22 protein-coding genes are annotated in these 17,691 nt (G+C 65.0%); 11 read left to right on the top strand and 11 right to left on the bottom strand.

The genetic code is table 11. The features are described 5' to 3' along the window. Nucleotides 1-37 precede the first annotated feature (37 nt). The gene (gene recR, locus LRS09_RS14175; RefSeq protein WP_257807427.1) at nucleotides 38-646 is read left to right on the top strand and encodes a recombination mediator RecR; all 609 of its coding nucleotides are present in this window, start codon (nucleotides 38-40) and stop codon (nucleotides 644-646) included. A gap of 1 nt (nucleotide 647) precedes the next feature. On the opposite strand, the gene LRS09_RS14180 is transcribed toward recR, so the two are convergent. Beyond that, nucleotides 648-956 (bottom strand): immunity 53 family protein, encoded by a 309-nt coding sequence (locus LRS09_RS14180; protein WP_257807428.1) that lies wholly within the window; start codon nucleotides 954-956, stop codon nucleotides 648-650. A gap of 55 nt (nucleotides 957-1,011) precedes the next feature. Here LRS09_RS14180 and LRS09_RS14185 point away from each other — a divergent pair, with 55 nt between their 5' ends. After that, complete coding sequence (locus LRS09_RS14185) at nucleotides 1,012-2,256, top strand: lytic murein transglycosylase (RefSeq protein ID WP_257807429.1); 1,245 nt, start codon at nucleotides 1,012-1,014, stop codon at nucleotides 2,254-2,256. On the opposite strand, the gene LRS09_RS14190 is transcribed toward LRS09_RS14185, so the two are convergent. Both LRS09_RS14190 and LRS09_RS14195 read right to left on the bottom strand, forming a co-directional pair. After that, nucleotides 2,240-3,370 carry an AI-2E family transporter gene (locus LRS09_RS14190; protein WP_257810192.1) on the bottom strand — a complete coding sequence of 377 codons (1,131 nt, stop codon included), beginning with the start codon at nucleotides 3,368-3,370 and terminating at the stop codon, nucleotides 2,240-2,242. The two genes, LRS09_RS14185 and LRS09_RS14190, sit on opposite strands and share 17 nt — an antisense overlap. Nucleotides 3,371-3,498: 128 nt before the next feature. Continuing rightward, nucleotides 3,499-4,500 carry an LLM class flavin-dependent oxidoreductase gene (locus tag LRS09_RS14195; protein ID WP_257810193.1) on the bottom strand — a complete coding sequence of 334 codons (1,002 nt, stop codon included), beginning with the start codon at nucleotides 4,498-4,500 and terminating at the stop codon, nucleotides 3,499-3,501. A gap of 139 nt (nucleotides 4,501-4,639) precedes the next feature. On the opposite strand from LRS09_RS14195, the gene LRS09_RS14200 reads away from it, so the two are divergent. Continuing rightward, nucleotides 4,640-5,188 carry a Kazal-type serine protease inhibitor gene (locus tag LRS09_RS14200; protein WP_308240300.1) on the top strand — a complete coding sequence of 183 codons (549 nt, stop codon included), beginning with the start codon at nucleotides 4,640-4,642 and terminating at the stop codon, nucleotides 5,186-5,188. Continuing rightward, on the top strand, nucleotides 5,160-5,294 hold the full coding sequence (locus LRS09_RS14205) for a hypothetical protein (RefSeq protein ID WP_257807431.1): 135 nt from the start codon (nucleotides 5,160-5,162) through the stop codon (nucleotides 5,292-5,294). Before LRS09_RS14200 ends, LRS09_RS14205 begins: the two co-directional genes overlap by 29 nt. 33 nt (nucleotides 5,295-5,327) lie before the next feature. On the opposite strand, the gene LRS09_RS14210 is transcribed toward LRS09_RS14205, so the two are convergent. Further along, a complete protein-coding gene (locus LRS09_RS14210; protein ID WP_257807432.1) occupies nucleotides 5,328-6,374 on the bottom strand; it encodes an LLM class flavin-dependent oxidoreductase in 1,047 nt (348 codons plus the stop codon). Nucleotides 6,375-6,608: 234 nt separating this feature from the next. On the opposite strand from LRS09_RS14210, the gene LRS09_RS14215 reads away from it, so the two are divergent. Continuing rightward, nucleotides 6,609-7,025 carry a DUF6481 family protein gene (locus LRS09_RS14215; protein ID WP_257807433.1) on the top strand — a complete coding sequence of 139 codons (417 nt, stop codon included), beginning with the start codon at nucleotides 6,609-6,611 and terminating at the stop codon, nucleotides 7,023-7,025. Between the two features lie 106 nt (nucleotides 7,026-7,131). Here the strand turns inward: LRS09_RS14215 and LRS09_RS14220 are convergent, their stop codons facing one another. Then, nucleotides 7,132-7,266 carry a hypothetical protein gene (locus tag LRS09_RS14220; RefSeq protein ID WP_257807434.1) on the bottom strand — a complete coding sequence of 45 codons (135 nt, stop codon included), beginning with the start codon at nucleotides 7,264-7,266 and terminating at the stop codon, nucleotides 7,132-7,134. Nucleotides 7,267-7,348: 82 nt separating this feature from the next. Then, on the bottom strand, nucleotides 7,349-8,599 hold the full coding sequence (locus LRS09_RS14225; protein ID WP_257807436.1) for a DNA recombination protein RmuC: 1,251 nt from the start codon (nucleotides 8,597-8,599) through the stop codon (nucleotides 7,349-7,351). 100 nt (nucleotides 8,600-8,699) lie between these two features. On the opposite strand from LRS09_RS14225, the gene def reads away from it, so the two are divergent. Then, nucleotides 8,700-9,209, top strand: coding sequence for a peptide deformylase (def, locus tag LRS09_RS14230; protein ID WP_257807438.1), 510 nt, complete (start codon nucleotides 8,700-8,702; stop codon nucleotides 9,207-9,209). Between the two features lie 193 nt (nucleotides 9,210-9,402). Here the strand turns inward: def and yidC are convergent, their stop codons facing one another. The 3 genes from yidC to rpmH are packed head-to-tail and all read right to left on the bottom strand — an operon-like array spanning nucleotide 9,403 to nucleotide 11,706. Continuing rightward, the gene (yidC, locus tag LRS09_RS14235; RefSeq protein WP_257807439.1) at nucleotides 9,403-11,220 is read right to left on the bottom strand and encodes a membrane protein insertase YidC; all 1,818 of its coding nucleotides are present in this window, start codon (nucleotides 11,218-11,220) and stop codon (nucleotides 9,403-9,405) included. Then, complete coding sequence (gene rnpA, locus LRS09_RS14240; protein WP_257807440.1) at nucleotides 11,217-11,555, bottom strand: ribonuclease P protein component; 339 nt, start codon at nucleotides 11,553-11,555, stop codon at nucleotides 11,217-11,219. Before rnpA ends, yidC begins: the two co-directional genes overlap by 4 nt. Nucleotides 11,556-11,571: 16 nt before the next feature. Continuing rightward, nucleotides 11,572-11,706 carry a 50S ribosomal protein L34 gene (rpmH, locus tag LRS09_RS14245; protein ID WP_083867726.1) on the bottom strand — a complete coding sequence of 45 codons (135 nt, stop codon included), beginning with the start codon at nucleotides 11,704-11,706 and terminating at the stop codon, nucleotides 11,572-11,574. Between the two features lie 233 nt (nucleotides 11,707-11,939). Between rpmH and lnt the strand changes: the two genes are divergently transcribed. The 4 genes from lnt (at nucleotide 11,940) to LRS09_RS14265 (ending at nucleotide 16,235) form a co-directional block, all read left to right on the top strand. Then, a complete protein-coding gene (lnt, locus tag LRS09_RS14250; protein ID WP_257807442.1) occupies nucleotides 11,940-13,523 on the top strand; it encodes an apolipoprotein N-acyltransferase in 1,584 nt (527 codons plus the stop codon). Between the two features lie 141 nt (nucleotides 13,524-13,664). Beyond that, nucleotides 13,665-14,078, top strand: coding sequence for a helix-turn-helix domain-containing protein (locus tag LRS09_RS14255; protein ID WP_257810194.1), 414 nt, complete (start codon nucleotides 13,665-13,667; stop codon nucleotides 14,076-14,078). A gap of 179 nt (nucleotides 14,079-14,257) precedes the next feature. Further along, nucleotides 14,258-15,529, top strand: coding sequence for a methionine adenosyltransferase (gene metK, locus LRS09_RS14260; RefSeq protein ID WP_257807444.1), 1,272 nt, complete (start codon nucleotides 14,258-14,260; stop codon nucleotides 15,527-15,529). Nucleotides 15,530-15,536: 7 nt separating this feature from the next. Next, nucleotides 15,537-16,235, top strand: coding sequence for a tRNA (guanosine(46)-N(7))-methyltransferase TrmB (locus LRS09_RS14265; protein WP_257807445.1), 699 nt, complete (start codon nucleotides 15,537-15,539; stop codon nucleotides 16,233-16,235). A 27-nt stretch (nucleotides 16,236-16,262) separates the two neighbouring features. Here the strand turns inward: LRS09_RS14265 and LRS09_RS14270 are convergent, their stop codons facing one another. Together LRS09_RS14270 and LRS09_RS14275 are read right to left on the bottom strand one after the other, a co-directional pair. Then, complete coding sequence (locus tag LRS09_RS14270; protein WP_257807446.1) at nucleotides 16,263-16,493, bottom strand: hypothetical protein; 231 nt, start codon at nucleotides 16,491-16,493, stop codon at nucleotides 16,263-16,265. Nucleotides 16,494-16,607: 114 nt separating this feature from the next. Further along, a complete protein-coding gene (locus LRS09_RS14275) occupies nucleotides 16,608-16,772 on the bottom strand; it encodes a hypothetical protein (protein WP_176247463.1) in 165 nt (54 codons plus the stop codon). Nucleotides 16,773-17,036: 264 nt separating this feature from the next. Between LRS09_RS14275 and rimP the strand changes: the two genes are divergently transcribed. Then, nucleotides 17,037-17,654: a ribosome maturation factor RimP gene (rimP, locus tag LRS09_RS14280; protein WP_257810195.1), complete on the top strand. Its 618-nt coding sequence runs from the start codon at nucleotides 17,037-17,039 to the stop codon at nucleotides 17,652-17,654. Nucleotides 17,655-17,691: the final 37 nt, after the last annotated feature.

Raw genomic sequence — 17,691 nt, forward strand, 5'->3', positions numbered from 1 at the left:
CTATGCATCTTTTGCCGTCCGCGTTAAGTCTCGCCCCATGTCCTCCAAGCGAATCGCGGGCCCCGAGATCGAGCGTCTGATCCAGCTTCTGGCCAAGGTGCCGGGGCTGGGGCCGCGTTCGGCGCGCCGGGCCGCCTTGCATCTCATCAATAAGAAGGAGCAGCTTCTCGGCCCGTTGGCGCACGCGATGGCGGACGCGGTCGACAAGGTGCGCGTCTGCTCGGTCTGCGGCAATGTCGACACGTCGGATCCGTGCATGATCTGCTCTGATCCGCGCCGCGACGATTCCACGATCGTCGTGGTCGAGGACGTGTCCGATCTGTGGGCGCTGGAACGGGCGGGCGTGCAAAATGCGCGCTTCCACGTGCTGGGCGGCACCCTGTCGCCGCTGGACGGCGTCGGGCCGGATGATCTTACCATCGCCAAGCTCGTCTCGCGCGTGGCGGCCGGCGGCGTGGCCGAGGTGATCATCGCCGTCAACGCCACGATCGAAGGCCAGACGACGGCGCACTACATCACCGACCAGCTTGCGGGGATGGGCGTGAAGGTGACGCGGCTGGCGCACGGCGTGCCGGTCGGCGGCGAGCTCGACTATCTCGACGAGGGGACGCTCGCGGCGGCGCTCAAGTCACGGACGGTGTTCTAGGTCATTTCGGCTGATTGGTCTCCACCCAGGCGCGGAACACCTCAATCACCGAGCGGAGATTCCGAGCACCGCAGACGGCATGAAACTCACCTGCGTCCCGCCAGCATTTCCACCAGGAAACCTCATCATCGAAGTTATGCTGGGCTTCCTCAAATGGAGTGTTCTGAAGATTGGTCCCAATGAGGTCGATCTTCAGCGTCCAGCCGGGATTGTCGATATTTCCGATCTCGATGCCGTAACCATGCTCCCACAGACCATCGCACTGGCTTGCATACCAATCCTCCAGCCACGTCAGCGCGTCATCCGCCATAATTGTGCTCCGAACCTCATGTCCAACCGGCTAGAATACGTGGGAAGGGGTGGGAATGGAAAGATCGACGCTCGGCGCTTTGTTTTTCGGAGCTGCCCTTGCGATCACGACGGCAGCATCACCGGCCTACGCCGCCTCCGTCTCCGACCAATTCCGCACCTGGCTCGACGCCGATCTCTGGCCGGCGGCCAAGGCGCAGGGCGTTTCGCGAAAGACCTTCGATGCGGCCTTCGCCGGCGTGTCGCCCAACCTCAAGCTGCCAGACCTCGTGATGCCCGGCGAGAAGCCGAAGCCGCAGAAGAAGCAGCATCAGGCGGAGTTCGGCTCGCCCGGCAACTATTTCGCCGAGAAGACGATCGGCGCCGTGACGTCGGGCGGCCGCGCGCGGGCGGGGCGGGTGTCGCAGACGCTGTCCGCTGTCGAGAAGCGCTATGGCGTGCCGGGCGAGGTCGTGCTGGCGATCTGGGGCCGCGAGTCGGGTTTTGGCGCGGCGAAGATCCCCTATGACGCGTTCGAGGTGCTCGGCACAAAGGCGTTCCTCGCAACGCGCAAGGAGATGTTCCGCAAGGAGGTGCTGGCGGCGCTGACCATCCTCGAAAAGGGCTATGCGACGCGGGCGATGATGAAGACGTCGTGGGCGGGCGCAATGGGCCAGCCGCAGTTCCTGCCGACCTCCTTCCTCGACCATGCGGTCGACGCCGACGGCGACGGTATTCGCGACATCTGGACCTCGACGCCTGACACGCTGGCCTCGATCGCCAACTACCTGAAGCACTACGGCTGGGTGGCGGGCCGAGACTGGGGGTTCGAGGTGATCGTGCCGGAGAGCGTGTCCTGCGCGCTCGAAGGGCCGGATCGCGGCAAGCGCATCTCGGACTGGGCGTCGATGGGCATTACCCGCGTTTCGGGCAAGCCGTTCCCCGCGCACGAGGCGAAAGCCGAGGGTTACCTGCTGATGCCGGCCGGCCGTTCCGGTCCGGCCTTCATCGTCACGCCCAACTTCTACGTGCTCAAGGAATACAACGAGAGCGACCTCTACGCACTCTTCGTCGGTCATGCGGCGGACCGCATCGCCGGCGGTGACCGCACCTTCTCCGGCTCCTGGGGCAAGATCGGCGGCATGCTGCGCTCCGACATCGCCCGCCTTCAGGAGGGCCTGGAGGCGAAGGGCTATGACGTCGGCGGGGCCGACGGCCTGCCCGGCTACAAGACCCGCCGCTCGATCGGCGAATGGCAGGCGAAGAACGGACAGGCCCCGACCTGCTTCCTGAGCCCGGCACTGGTCAAGTCGGTTCCCTGACCGGTTCCGCGGCAGGCTCGGGCGGCTCCACCGCCTGATGCGCGGCGAGGAAATTGCCGATCGGTCGCAACTCGTCGAAATGGTCGCAAAAGACCTTGATGATCACGAGAATTGGCACGGCGATCAGCGCGCCGATGAAGCCCCACAGCCACGACCAGAAGGCAACGGCGATGAACACCGCCACCGCGTTGAGCTCAAGCCTGCGGCCAACGGTGACGGGGGTTACGATCTGGCCCTCTATGATGTTGCACATCAGCACGAAGGCCGGCGGGATGGCCGCCATGGTCAGCGTCTCGAAGGAGACGAGCGACACGGCTGACACGCCGATGATCGTCATCGCGGCGCCGATATAGGGCAGGAAGTTGAGAAGTGCCGCCGCGGCCCCCCACACGAAAGGCATCGGCATGCCGATCGCCCACAGCCCGAGCCCGATCGCCGCGCCGAGGCAGAAGTTGATCACGGCGACCGTCAGAAGGTAGCGCGAGATCTCGCGCTCGACGTCGTAGACGATGCGCAGCGCGCGCTTCTTGTCGCTGAGCGTGCCGAAGGATTGCACGATCTTTTCGTAAAACAGTGTTCCGGACGCGAGCAGGAACACCGTCAGCATCAGCGTGATGGCAATCGTTGTGCCGGCACTCAGGAGGTTGCCTGCCGCGCGTGAGATGATGCCGGGCTGCTGCACCACCACGCGCTGGGTGTCCGCGGCGGTCACGTTGTCGGTCGCTTCGTCGATGTCGCGCGAGATGCGCAGCAGCCGGTCGATCGGGCCGCGCAGCTCGCTGAGCCGCTCCCTGATCTGGGAACCGATTTGCGGCGCCTCATTGACGAGGTCCGTCACCGGGCCGCTGAGCAGGTAACCGGCGATCGCGAGGCTGCCGGCGGTGAAGAAGACGAGCAGGGTGGCGGAGATCGGCGAGGGGATACCCCGCTTGCGCAGGAAGCGGACGATCGGCGTCAGCGTCAGCGCGAACAGGAACGCCAGTACCACCGGCATGAAGAACTCGCGCGCGAAATAGAGCGACGAAAAGAGAAGGATGATGAAGATGCCGAGAACGAGCCCACGCAGGCTCGGCCATTTTTCCTGAACTGCCTTGTCGGCCTCGACGGAATCGATTGGTTGCCCGGCATTCACGGTTCCGCTCTCCCCAAGCGCAGAGTTGGTGCCTGCCTATCAGGCGGCGATTTGCCGTCAATGCGGGGAATGCGGGAAAGTTCCGGCGTCGGACGCCGGAAGGCCGGGGTTCAGGCAGCCTTCGAGAGGCTGAGATGGACGTCGGCGAGGATCTCGTAGGATCTTTTGCGTGCGGCGTGGTCGAAGATCTGCGCGGTAACCATCAGCTCGTCGGCGCCGGTGCGCTGCAGGAAGGCCTCGACGCCGCGGCCGACCGTCTCCGGCGAGCCGACAATGGCCTGCGACAACGTCTGGTCGAGGATGGCGCGCGACATCGGCTCGAGGCTTTCGTAATAGCCTTCCACCGGCGGCTTCAGCTTGCCGCGCGTGTTGGTGCGGATTGCCACAAAGGCCTGCTGCATGGAGGAGAACAGCAGCCGCGCCTCGGCGTCGGTGTCGGCGGCGGTGATGTTGACGCCCAGCATCACATAGGGCTTCTCGAGGAACTGCGACGGCTCGAAGCGGGCGCGGTAGACATCCAGCGCGCGGTCGAGCTCGGCCGGCGCGAAGTGGGAGGCGAAGGCGTAGGGCAGGCCGAGCATGGCGGCAAGCTGGGCGCCGTATGTGCTCGATCCGAGGATCCACACCGGCACCTCCTGGCCCTCGCCGGGATAGGCGTGCACATGGCGGTTCTGCGCCTCGGGGGCGAAATAGTTGATCAGCTCGACCACGTCTTGCGGGAAATTGTCCACGCCCGCGTCAAGGTTGCGCCTGAGCGCCCGTGCGGTGGCCATGTCGGTTCCCGGCGCGCGGCCGAGGCCGAGGTCGATTCGGCCGGGATGCAGCGCGGCCAGCGTCCCGAACTGCTCGGCGATCACCAGCGGCGAATGGTTGGGCAGCATCACGCCGCCGGCCCCGACGCGTATGGTCGACGTGCCGCCGGCGATGTGGGCAATCACCACCGACGTCGCCGCACTCGCGATGCCAGGCATGTTGTGGTGCTCGGCGAGCCAGTATCGGTTGTAGCCGAGCTTCTCGACGTGCCGCGCAAGGTCGAGGCTGTTGGCCAGCGACTGCGAGACAGTGTTGCCTTCGGTGACGGGAGCGAGGTCGAGGACGGAGAGGAGAGCCATCATGCGCATATAGGAAGGGCGCCCCCGGGTCGGCAACCCGGCGGTGCAAGAGTTCTTTTGTAAAGACGAATCACGCGTTCGTGAGTAGGCTGCCTACGATTCATGCAATGGGAGGAACCGGAAGATGCGCATCCCGGCCTTGGTTCGTAGTCTGGCGGTTCTTGCATTGGCGGTGCTCGCCGCATGCGTGGCGGAAGAGGGCCCTATCGGCCCGGGCCCGCAATACTGCTCGCGCGAATATGCGCCGGTGTGCGCCCGCCGCGGCGACGACCGCCGCACCTTCCCCAACGATTGCGAGGCGGACCGGGCCGGCTACTACGTGATCCGCGATGGCCAGTGCCGGCGCGACCGGCCGGATTATCCTGACGAGCCCCGCCCGCCGCGTCCGCCCCGCCCCGATCGTCCGCAGGCCTGCCCGATGATCTATGCGCCGGTCTGCGCCCAGCGGGGAGGCGACCGCCGTGCCTTCGACAATGACTGCCAGGCCGCGTCCGCCGGCTACCGCGTGATCCGCGACGGCCAGTGCGGCGGTGGTCAGATGCAGCCTCCCGGCCAGCCGGGCGCTGTCCCGGGCGGTCCCGGCGGCGGCCGTCCCGGCACGATCGAGGGCGGCCCCGGCGCCTCCTCTCCGATCGGCCAGCCGGGAGCCAGTGCTCCTGGTGGGGGGGCAGGCTGTCTGCACCCGTGAATATGCGCCGGTCTGCGGTGTGGTCGGCGGGTCGCAGCAGACCTTCTCGAATGAATGCGTGGCGCGCGCCGAAGGCGCCCGTCGCATCCGCCCCGGCCAGTGCTGAGGAAAAGGTGACGACGGAAGGGCCGCCTGACGATCAGGCGGCCTGGCTGTCGCCGATCCGCTGGCGCACCAGTGGCGCGACCTTTGTGCCGTAGAGCTCGATCGCCTTCATCAGCCTGTCGTGTGGCACGAGGCCGATCGCCATCTGTAGCATGAAGCGATCGTTGCCGAAGATGCGGTGCATGGCCACGATCTTATTCGCCACCGTCTCGGGATCGCCAACGAACAGATTGCCGTCCGGGCCGCGCGCCTGATCGAAATGCGCCCTCGAGGTCGGCCCCCAGCCGCGCTCGCGCCCGATCCTGTTCATCACAGCTGCCTGCGCGGGGTAGAAGTCGTCCGCCGCCTGATCCGACGTCTCCCCGACGAAGCCGTGCACATTGAGGCTTGTTGCCAGATGGGCCGGATCGTGTCCGGCCTTTCGCGCGGTTTGCCGGTAGAGGTTGAAGAAGGGCTGAAACCTCGCCGGCTCCCCGCCGATGATCGCAAGCGCCATCGGCAGGCCGAGCGTCGCCGCCCGCACAACCGATTGCGGTGTGCCGCCGACGGCGATCCAGAGCGGCAGCTTCTCCTGCACGGGACGCGGGAACACGCCGAGGCCGTCGATCTGTGGCGTGTGTCGGCCGCCCGGCCAGGACACGCGCACTTCGTCGCGCAGCTTCGCCAGCAGCTCCAGCTTTTCGGAGAACAGCGTCTCGTAGTCGTTGAGGTCGTAGCCGAAGAGCGGGAAGCTCTCGATGAAGGAGCCGCGTCCGGCCATGATCTCGGCCCGGCCGCCGGAGATCAGGTCGAGTGTCGAATATTGCTGGAACACGCGCACTGGATCATCGGAGCTCAGAACGGTGACGGCGCTCGTCAGCCTGATCCGCCGCGTGCGCGAGGCGGCAGCGGCGAGGATCATCGCTGGCGCGGAGGCCACGTAGTCGGGGCGGTGATGTTCGCCGAGCCCGAAGACATCAAGTCCAACCTGATCGGCAAGCTCGATCTCCGCGATCAGTTCTCGCACGCGCTTCTCACCCGCGGCCCCCGTGCCGGCGTGGGCGGGATCGACGTCGCCGAAGGTGTAAAGGCCGAGTTCCATATGCCGCTCCTCAATCAGACTGTTCCGCAGATATGATTCGCGCGAGGGCGGCGCCAGTCTCCGTCCGGTGAACGCACCTTGCAGGGAAAGGCCCGCATAACGGTGCAGAAACGTCGCGCTGGCACAAAATCTGTCAAATCCGTTGTGCAGCGGGTTGAACTTCACGCGATCCCGCGTATGTAAGCGGCGCACGCGTATGAGTATCGACGCAGACTGCAAGAGAGACTGACATCAGTGGCAATTTACAGGGAAAAGGACTTCACGGAGAGGCGTAATGCCGCCGTTGAAGCGAAGAAGGCGTTGCTTGAACGATTCAAGTCGCGTCCTTCGGAGGACGATCCGGAAGTGATCGCCCGCAAGCAGGAGCGCGAGGCCATTCTGGCCGCCCGCGCCATCCGCGAGAAAGAAAAAGAGAAGCTCCGTCAGGAGAAGCTCGCCCGCGAAGCGGCGGAACGCGCCGAACGCGAGCGCCTTGCGGAAATCGCCCGCAAGGAGGCCGAGGAGCGTGCGCGCATCGAGGCCGAGGCTCGCGAGGCCGAGGAAAAGGAGCGTCTGTCGCGCTACCTCGCCGAGGAAGCCGAGAAGAAGGCAAGGCGCGATGCGCGCTACGCCGCTCGGAAGTCTCGCGTCGGGACCCGCCGGACCGCCTGATCCAGGCCGGACAAGGTCCGGCCGGTAAGCCGTTCAGCCATCATGGCGGACCCGAGGTGCTCGGGCCCGCCTTTTGGCGTTTGCCCTGTAAGGCGGCGACCGGAATCTACTTGTCCTTCTTCGGCTTGGTGATCCGCGCCGGCTCGACCTTGGCGAACGGCGCCGGCGCCGCGACCGGCTTCTTCGCGTCCTTCTTGGGTTTTCGAGCCTCCTTGCCGGGCCTCATCGCACCCTTTGCCATGTCATCCTCCTTCGGGGCGTTCGACTGAGCGCATCTGAATGGAAAAGCACAGCGCAATCAAGCGCGAACGCTGGGCCGCAGCCTATTCGTCGCCGTCGACGACACGAAGCCGCAGTTGTCCGGTGCGCGTGCCCACCGAGGGCTCCGCCGCAGGGGACGAATCCGCACTGTCCGGAGCCTGGCCGAACTCCAGCGCCTCGATCTTCTGGCCGCGCTTCGCGAGCTTGTCGGCCGAGGTAACGATCTGGTCGATGTCCTTCGCCGTCAGTGCGAAATGCCCCTGCAGCTTGCGCACGCGGTCGTCGAGGCGCGACAGGTCCTCCATCAGCCGCACCACCTCGCCTTGGATCAGGTGCGCCTGCTCGCGCATGCGGGCGTCCTTCAGCACCGACTGGATCACCTGGATCGACAGCATCAGCAGCGAGGGCGAGACGATGACGATGCGGGCACGGTGCGCGCGCTGGACCAGCGCCTCGAAGTTCTCGTGGATCTCGGCGAAGATGGACTCAGAGGGCACGAACATGAACGCCGTGTCCTGCGTCTCGCCGGTCAGCAGGTATTTCTCCGAGATCGCCTTGATATGCACCTCGACGTCGCGCCGGAATGCCTGCGCGGCGGCCTTGGCAGTTTCCGGCGAACCCTCCGCCGCCTCGGCGGCGCGGATCGCGTTCCAGGCCTCCAGCGGGAACTTGGCGTCGATCACCAGCGGCGGCGTGCCGTTCGGCATCCTGATGATGCAGTCGGGGCGGCTGCCGTTCGACAGCGTCGCCTGGAACTCATAGGCGCCGTGCGGCAGACCGTCCGCCACGATCGCCTCCATGCGCGACTGGCCGAACGCACCGCGCGTCTGCTTGTTCGACAGGATCGCCTGCAGCTGGACGACCTGTCCGGCGAGCGACTGGATGTTGCCTTGCGCCGTGTCGATCACCGCCAGCCGCTCCTGCAGCTTTGCCAGGCTTTCATGCGTCGAACGGGTCTGTTCGGTCATGGTCTGGCCGATCCTCCCCGTCATGGCGTCGAGGCGCTGGCCGAGCGACTGGTTGAGCTCGGCCTGGCGCGCGCTCAGCGCCTCGTTCATCTGGCCCATCCGGCCCTGCATCTCGAGTTGCTGGCGGGCGATCTCGGCCATCCGCATCTCCGCTTCGCGGGCAAGCTGCGCCGCTTCGGCGGCCGCCGCCGCCCGTGCCGCGCCGGAGCGCCACAACGCCACGCCGAGAAGCACGACGAGCAGCAGCGCGACGACAGCCGCCGCTGCCAGCGCCTGGCCGAGCGTCACGATCGATGCGCCAAGCTGCATCACGGGCTGTTCAAACAGGGTGGAGAGGTCGTTCATGCAACAAGTCTATGCGATTCGGCGGACCGCGTCAGATCAAAACGTGAACGGAGATCTTGCCGATGTTGACGCTGCCGGGCCGAGGTCTTAGGTGAGCCGAATGTCCGTCAAGCCTCTAATCATCCTTCCCGATCCGTTGCTGCGCCAGGTTTCCAAGCCCGTGGAGCGTGTCGACGCGCCGCTTCTGAAGTTTGCCGGCGACATGCTGGACACGATGTACGACGCCCCCGGCATCGGCCTTGCCGCGATCCAGGTGGGCGAACCACTGCGGCTGGTGGTCATCGACCTCGCCAAGGAAGGCGAGGCACCTGCCCCGCAGATCTTCATCAATCCCGAGATCGTGGCGTCTGGCGACGACAGCAATATCCACGAGGAAGGCTGCCTCTCGATCCCCGACTACTATGCCGAGGTCGAGCGCCCGGCGAGCGTGACCGTCCGCTATCTCGACAAGGATGGCAAACAGCAGGAACTGGCCGCGGACGGCCTGTTGGCGACCTGCCTGCAGCACGAGATTGACCATCTGAACGGTGTGCTGTTCATCGACCATATCTCGAAGCTGAAGCGCGACATGGTGATGCGCAAGTTCAGGAAGCTGGCCCGCACCGCCTGAGCGAAGCGGCGCCCGGACTCCTGACCGGATAGCCCGGGCCCGGCCGCCGGAGAGAACGCCAACCCGCCCAGGCGGCCGATACCGAAGCTACGTCGCTCTGCTCTACAAGGTTTCAACTTCGAAGCCGAAGCTTGGTTTAGTCCCATAAAAAAGCCCGCCGAAGCGGGCTTCTTATGAGGCTCTGCGCTTGTCGCTATTCCGCCGGCGTGGGCTTCTTCTTGAACATGCCGATGAGATTGTCCCAGAGCTCGATCTTGGCGCCTTGACGCTTCATGATCACGCCCTGCTGGACGATCGACAGGAAGTTGTTCCACGCCCAGTAGATGACGAGGCCAGCCGGGAACGAGGCCAGCATGAAGGTGAAGATGACCGGCATCCAGGTGAAGATCATCGCCTGGGTCGGGTCCGGCGGCGTCGGGTTCATGCGCATCTGCAGGAACATCGTGATGCCCATGATGATCGGCCATACGCCGATCAGCAGGAAGGCGGGAACCGCGAAGGGCAGCAGGCCGAACAGGTTGAAGATCGAGGTCGGATCGGGCGCCGCGAGGTCCTGGATCCAGCCGAAGAACGGCGCATGCCGCATTTCGATCGTCACATACAGCACCTTGTAGAGCGCGAAGAACACGGGAATCTGGATCAGGATCGGCCAGCAGCCGGCCAGCGGATTGATCTTCTCCGTCTTGTAGAGCTCCATCATCGCCTGCTGCTGCTTCATCTTGTCGTCCGCGTATTTCTCGCGGATTTCCAGCATCTTCGGCTGCACTTTCTTCATGTTCGCCATCGAGGCGTAGCTCTTGTTGGCGAGCGGGAAGAACACCGCCTTGACGATGACCGTGGTGGCGAGGATCGCCAGGCCGAAATTGCCGAGCAGCTTGTAGAGGTGGTCGATCAGCCAGAACATCGGCTTGGTGATGAAATAGAACCAGCCCCAGTCGATCATCAGGTCGAACTGCCGGATCTGCCGGTCGGTCTCATAGGCCTGGATCTTGTTCACTTCCTTGGCGCCGGCAAAGACGAGGGTCTCAACATTGGCGGAGGCACCCGGCGCGAGCTGGATCGGGTCGGTCAGGTAGTCGGCCTGGAAGCGGGCCCGGCCGTCGTCGAACCAGGAGAAGTTGGGCTGGAAGGGCTGGGCGCCCGACGGGACCAGCGCGACAGCCCAGTATTTGTCGGTGATGCCGAGCCAGCCATCAGTCGACTTGCCGGGGGTGACGCGCTTGTCTTCTTCCAGGGTGGAATAGCTGATCTCCTGGAGGCCTTCCTCACCGGTCACGCCGATCAGGCCCTCATGGATGACGTAGACGCTCGGATGCGCTGGCTTGTCGAAGCGCGTGACGCGGCCGTAGTTCTGGAGCGACACGGCCGCCGCGCCGGAGTTCTCCACCTTGTCGCTGACCGTGAACATGTAGTTCGCGTCCACCGCGATGGTGCGCGTGAAGGTTATGCCCTTGTCGTTGGTGTAGGTCAGGGTGACCGGGGTCGACGGAGTGAGCGTCGCGCCGGCCGGGGCGGTCCACACCGTATCGGGGCCTGGCATCGCGCCGGCGTCGGCGCCGGCCACATAACCGATCTCGGCATACTGGCCGTTGGGCAGGGAGGCGGGATTGAGCAGGTCGATGTTGGGCGAGCTCTTGTCGACCTCGGTGTGGTAGGCCTTGAGCTTCAGGTCGTCGATGCGCGCGCCGGCGAGGTTGATCGAACCGGCCAGCGCCGGCGTGTCGATCGCCACGCGGCTGCCGGCGGCGACGGTCGCTTCACGGCTGGCCCCGACTGGCGCGGAGGCCTGGCCGGGCACCGTCGTCTGGGGTGTTACGGGCATTCCGGCTCCCGCGGGCTGGCCGGGCTGTTCTGTGGTCGGCGAGTTCTGCGCGGCGATCCGTTCCTGCTCGATCCGGGCGGCCTCGCGCTGCGCCTCGATGCGGGGCTGCATGAAGAACACCTGCCAGACGGTCAGGATGATGACCGAAAGGATGATCGTGATGAGCAGGTTGCGGTTGTTGTCGGTCATCGGTCGGTTCCGCGGATGCGCCGGGCAAGCTCGGCCTTCAGTGTGCTGAACGGCGCGGTGAGCACGTCGCGCCGCGCGACGATCACATAGTCGCTCCCTGCCGCCATGTCATCAGCGGCATGGACGCGCATGGCTTCCTTGAGCCGACGCCGGATACGGTTTCGGACAGCTGCGTTGCCGACCTTCTTCGTGACGGTGACGCCGAAACGCGGCACGCCTTCGTCGCCGCGACGCAGCGCTTCCACGAGGAAAAGCCGCCCGCGGCGCTTCTCGCCCGCACGGACGGCCAGGAACTCAGCGCGTTTGCGCAGCCGCTCGGGAGGCCGGTTATTCACCGGCGCTGGCCCCGGATCAGGCCGACAGCCGCTTGCGGCCGCGGTTGCGACGGGCTGCGACGACGGCGCGGCCGCCCTTGGTGGCCATGCGGGCACGGAATCCGTGCCGGCGCTTGCGGACGAGCTTGGAGGGTTGATAGGTGCGCTTCATTTATTTGATACCGCGGCGTGCGGCCCTTCTTGGATCTGTCTTTTCAACAGGAGCGTTTGCCGGGCTGACACTGGGCGCAACAACAATTGCGCCGGACGGTCGGCCCGAGCGTGCGCGCGCTTTTAGTAAAGACAGGCTGCCGAGTCAATCTGTGCGAGGGCGAGAGCCGGTTTGGCAGCGCTCCGGCCGCCTGATACACCGTGCGCACCGATTCGCGGGGACGAAGGGAACGGATGGAGCGGCTGGCCGGCAAGGTCATTCTGCTGTGGGGATGGCGCCGCGCGCTCCTGGCATTCGCAGCCGGCGCGCTGGCGACGCTGTCGCAGGCACCGTTCGATTTCTTCGCCGTCTGCCTCGTGTCCTTTCCGGTTCTCGTCTGGCTGATCGACGGGGCGGTGACGGAGGGCCGTGTCGGTCTTCTGGGCCGCCTCAAGCCGGCATTTTCTGTCGGCTGGTGGTTCGGCTTCGGCTATTTCCTCGCCGGCCTGTGGTGGGTGGGCAACGCGCTTCTGGTCGAGGCCGAGAGCTTCGCCTGGGCGCTTCCGCTTGCGATCCTTGTCCTGCCGGCCGGGCTGGCAATCTTCTATGGCCTCGCCGCATCGCTGGCGCGGCTGTTCTGGTCTGACGGGCTCGGCCGCATCTTTGCGCTCGCCTTCGGCTTCGGCATCGCGGAATGGCTGCGCGCAGTCGTCTTCACCGGTTTCCCATGGAACGCGATCGGCTATGCGGCGATGCCGGATACGGTGCTCATGCAATCGTCGTCGGTCGTCGGGCTCTACGGCATGAATGCGCTGGCGGTCTTCGTCTTCGCCATGCCGGCGCTCTTCGCCTCGAAGCGGCACCTGCGCGCGGGTGCGGTCCTCGCTCTCGCGCTGGTGATCGTCCATGTCGGCTTCGGGCTGCTTCGCCCGCCTCCGGTCGCCGACGGCAGGAAGATTTCGCTGCGCATCGTCCAGCCGTCCATCGACCAGTCCGAGAAATGGGACACCTCGGTTCGCGACCGGATCTTCAAGACCTATCTCGACATGACCACGGCGCCGCCTGCCGACGGACAGAAGCGCCCCGATCTGATCGTCTGGCCCGAGACCGCGGTCCCGTTCCTCTTCACCGATCGCCCCGACGCGCTTGCAGCGCTCGGTGCCGCGCTGGAAGACGGCCAGATCCTCCTCGCGGGTGCGGTCCGCTCCGAGGGCGGCGCGGGCGGCAACGGTGAGACGCGCTACTACAATTCGATCGTCGCGATCGACAGCCGGGGCGAGATCGTGGGCGCGTTCGACAAGGTGCATCTCGTGCCCTTCGGCGAGTATCTGCCCTTCGAGGACATTCTGACGCGCCTCGGGATGAAGAAGATCGTCGCGACGCCGGTGAGCTTCTCGCAAGGGCTGGCGCGGTCGCTGCTCGATCTGCCTGGCGGACTGCGCGCGCTGCCGTTGATCTGTTACGAGGCGATATTCCCGGGCGAGGTCGCTCATTCGACTCCGGGCGCCGACATCATTCTCAATGTCACCAACGACGCCTGGTTCGGCGACACGCCCGGACCGTATCAGCATTTCCGCCAGGCGCGGCTGCGCGCGGTGGAGCAGGGACTGCCCCTTCTGCGCGCAGCCAACAACGGCATCTCGGCGGTCGTAGCGGCCGACGGCCGGGTCGTCGACGGCTATGCGCTGAACGGCATAGGCAATCTCGACGCTGAATTGGAGATCGCCAGGCGCCCGCCGCCGCTGGGTTCGCCGAATGTTAACGGTCTGCTAATTGTTGCCTTTTTTGCAATCTCCGCGTGTGTTATGTATTTTGTCGGGAGGGTGCGCTCGAATTGACAAGTGTTGAAGGGCGTCAGCATAGTAGTCCGCCAGTCGTGGATTGGCTCTTTCGGCCGTGAATATTGGGGCCTTGTGCCGAAAGAGCAGGGAGACTGGCAAAAAAAACTCCATACGGCCGTGCAAAGCGGCGAGGAAAAAATGGTAGAAAACAAGAAGAAACCAAACCCGATCGATATACACGTCGGTAGCAGGATCCGGCTGCGCCGGAACATGCTCGGAATGAGCCAGGAGAAGCTTGGCGAAAGCCTCGGCATAACCTTTCAGCAGATTCAGAAATATGAGAAGGGCACGAATCGTGTCGGCGCGAGCCGCCTCCAGGCGATCGCATCGATTCTCGGCGTGCCGGTCTCGTTCTTCTTCGAGGATGCGCCGGGGCAGGAAGGGGGTGGGCCTGCCGGCTTTGCCGAGGATTCGTCCACCAGCTATGTTGTGGACTTCCTGAACAGCGCCGAAGGCATCCAGCTCAACCGGGCGTTCGTGAAGATCACGGACGTCAAGGTGCGTCGCAAGGTGATCGACCTAGTGAAGGCGCTTGCTTCCGACGAAGACTGAGTGCTGCGGGAACAAGACCCGATCTTGGCGGGCCATCAGGCCGGCAAGGGCGTGGAACAATCGAAGGTGCGAGAGCGGTGCGCTGTCGCGCCCGTCTTGACGCGCGCCTGCCGCTTTTCTAACAGGATCGCCGATCGGGCTGGCGATCCTGCCGTGCCTGCTTTCCAGAGGGGACACCCGTGGCGCGCCTGAATTATCTCTTCACAAGCGAATCCGTTTCCGAAGGCCATCCCGACAAGGTCTGCGACCGCATCTCGGACGAGATCGTGGATCTGGTCTACCGCGAAGCGAAAAAGTCCGGAATGAACCCGTGGGACGTTCGCGTCGCCTGCGAAACGCTGGCAACGACCAATCGTGTCGTGATCGCGGGGGAAGTCCGCGTGCCCAATTCGCTGCTGAAGAAGAACAAGGACGGCTCGATCATGCACGATGCCGCCGATTTCCCGGTCATCAACCCGGCGAAATTCAAGTCCGTCGCGCGCAAGGCGATCCGCGACATCGGTTATGAACAGAGCGGCTTCCACTGGAAGACGGCCAAGATCGATGTGCTGCTGCACGGCCAGTCTGCCGACATTGCGCAGGGCGTCGACAACGCTGCCGACAAGCAGGGTGAGGAAGGGGCCGGCGACCAGGGCATCATGTTCGGTTATGCCTGCAACGAGACGCCCGACCTGATGCCGGCGCCGATCTACTACAGCCACAAGATCCTCGAGCTGCTAGCGGCCGCCCGCCACAAGGGCGAGGGCGATGCCGGCAAGCTCGGCCCCGACGCCAAGAGCCAGGTGACCGTCCGTTACGAGAACGGCAAGGCCGCCGAGGTGACCTCGATCGTGCTGTCGACCCAGCATCTCGATGACAAGTGGGATTCGAAGAAGGTCCGCAAGGTCGTCGAACCCTACATCCGCCAGGCGCTGGGCGATTTGAAGATCGCCGACGACTGCAACTGGTACATCAATCCTACCGGCAAGTTCGTGATCGGCGGCCCGGACGGCGACGCCGGCCTCACCGGCCGCAAGATCATCGTCGACACCTATGGCGGTGCGGCCCCGCACGGCGGCGGCGCTTTCTCGGGTAAGGACACGACCAAGGTCGACCGCTCGGCTGCCTATGCAGCCCGCTACCTCGCGAAGAACGTCGTGGCCGCCAAGCTTGCCGACCGCTGCACGATCCAGCTCTCCTACGCGATCGGCGTGGCGCAGCCGCTGTCGATCTATGTCGACCTGCACGGCACGGCGAAGCCGGGCGTCGACGAGGACAAGGTCGAGGCCGCGATCCGCAAGGTGATGGACCTGTCGCCCACCGGCATCCGCAAGCATCTCGACCTCAACAAGCCGATCTATGCCAAGACCTCGTCCTACGGCCATTTCGGCCGCAAGGCCGGTCGCGACGGCTCCTTCTCCTGGGAGAAGACCGATCTGGTGAAGGGGCTCAAGGAAGCCATCGCGGCCTGATCGAGCCATGTCCGAGGAACGCCGCACGCGCACGGCGGAGGCGTTCTTCGGTCGCCGCCACGGCAAGACCATCCGCCCGATGCAGGCCGTCGCCCTCGCCGACGTCCTGCCGCGGCTGAAGGTCGACCTGTCGGCCGCGCCGCCCGACGACCTGCACGCTCTCTTTCCGGTTCCGGTCGAGCGGATCGTTCTGGAAATAGGTTTCGGCGGCGGCGAGCACCTGCATCACGCGGCCGGAGCGGCGCCTGCGACCGGCTTCATCGGTGTGGAACCCTTCGTCAACGGTATGGCGAGTCTGCTGCGCATGCTGGAGCGCGAAGCGCGGCCGAACATCCGCCTCTACGATGACGATGCGACCGCGCTGCTTGACTGGCTGCCCGACGGTTCACTGGACAGGATCGATCTGTTCTACCCCGATCCGTGGCCGAAGAAGCGGCACTGGAAGCGCCGCTTCGTCAATTTGGCGAACCTGGACCGCTTCGCAAGGGTTTTGAAGCCCGGTGGCCTGTTCCGCTTCGCCTCTGACATCGACCACTACGTCAACTGGACACTGCTGGAAGTCGCGCGGCAGGGCGGATTTTCCTGGCGGGCCGAGACGCCCGACGACTGGCGCGTGCCCTACGAAGGCTGGCCGGGAACCCGCTACGAAGCCAAGGCGCTCCGCGAGGGGCGGACACCGGCCTATCTGACGTTTGTCAGGGCTTAAGACGCCCGAAGTCCTGTTGGTCGGCAATCAGCGGCGAATGATGCGGCCGAACTGCTCCGGATCGATCCCGAGGCGCCGGAGCGCCTGGGCGTTCGGCTGCTTGCCGCTTTCGACCGCGGCGGATGCGGAGATCGCGCTGGCCGTCACTTCCATGAAGCCGCGAAGGGTGCTGGCGAAACTACGACGAGTCATGATGACACCTGTTCGTTCGAGATCAATTGAAGATAGGGGTGATCTCGCGTCTGCGAAATAGATCATTGTGCAGCGCAGCAATGCGTGGTGTGCATGGAAACGGACAGGGTCCAAGACACAAAAAGCCCCGCGGCATGGGGCGCGGGGCTTGAGAAGATCGGGATTCGCCTGTGCGGCGGATCAGAACCTGTTGATCTCGCGGAAGCGTTCCGGATCGATGCCGAGACGCTGCAGGTCGCGCGGATCAGGTGCACGACGATTGGCTGTCGCGTTGGCGGCCGTGACGGCGCTGCCGAAAATGTCGAGAAGGCCGAGCAGCCTTCCGGAGAAGATGCCACGGGTCATGGGAACTACCTGTCTATCTATTGATACGCCGTGCATATAGGCGTTTGCTGAGTGATAAGGCAGGGTCTGCCGCGCATTTCAGCCATGCGTGGCGCGCATTGATTGCCGTAGCGGGCCGGTTTTCCGCCTTTCCCTTGCATCCAATTCCGAAATCGCCTATTTAGTGCGTAAATTCTTGGTCGGTATGACGAAGAGTGGGTCCACCCGGTCCCGCTCTTTTTTGTTACCCGCGCCGGGATACGACCTGGAGCGACGATGGACGGAATCACGGCAACGATCGAAGGCGACGACCGCATCATCCGCGAGAGCGGCATCGATGCGCGCATCGCGCTGATCGTCGAGCCGGTGCTGACCGCGATCGGCTACCGGCTGGTGCGCGTCCGCCTCACGGGGCAGAACGGCCTGACGTTGCAAATCATGGCCGAGCGGCCGGATGGCACGATGACCGTGGAGGACTGCGAGACGGTCAGCCGCGCGGTGTCTCCGGCGCTCGACGTCGAGGATCCGGTCGAGAAGGCGTATCACCTCGAGATCTCGTCGCCCGGCATCGACCGTCCGCTGGTTCGCAAGTCGGACTTCGCGAACTGGCAGGGCCATCTGATGAAGATGGAGACCTCGGTGATGGTCGCCGACCGCAAGCGCTTCCGCGGCCGCATTGCTTCGGTGGACGAGACCGGCGTCACCATTGATCGCGACGCGCCCGGCTATGGCGAGACGCCGAGCGTGCGGGTGCCCTTCGAGGCGATTTCGGATGCGCGGTTGATCCTGACGGACGACCTGATCCGTGACGCGCTGTCGAAGGACAACCAGGCCAAGAAGCAGGCGCGCAAGAAGCGCGGCGAGAGCGAACCGGACGGCGAGGAGCCGTCCGAGGACAATTGAGTTCATGAACCGCGGCCAGTCCGCGAGGGAGATCACA

The organism is Mesorhizobium sp. J428, from assembly GCF_024699925.1.
Lineage (GTDB): Bacteria > Pseudomonadota > Alphaproteobacteria > Rhizobiales > Rhizobiaceae > Mesorhizobium_A.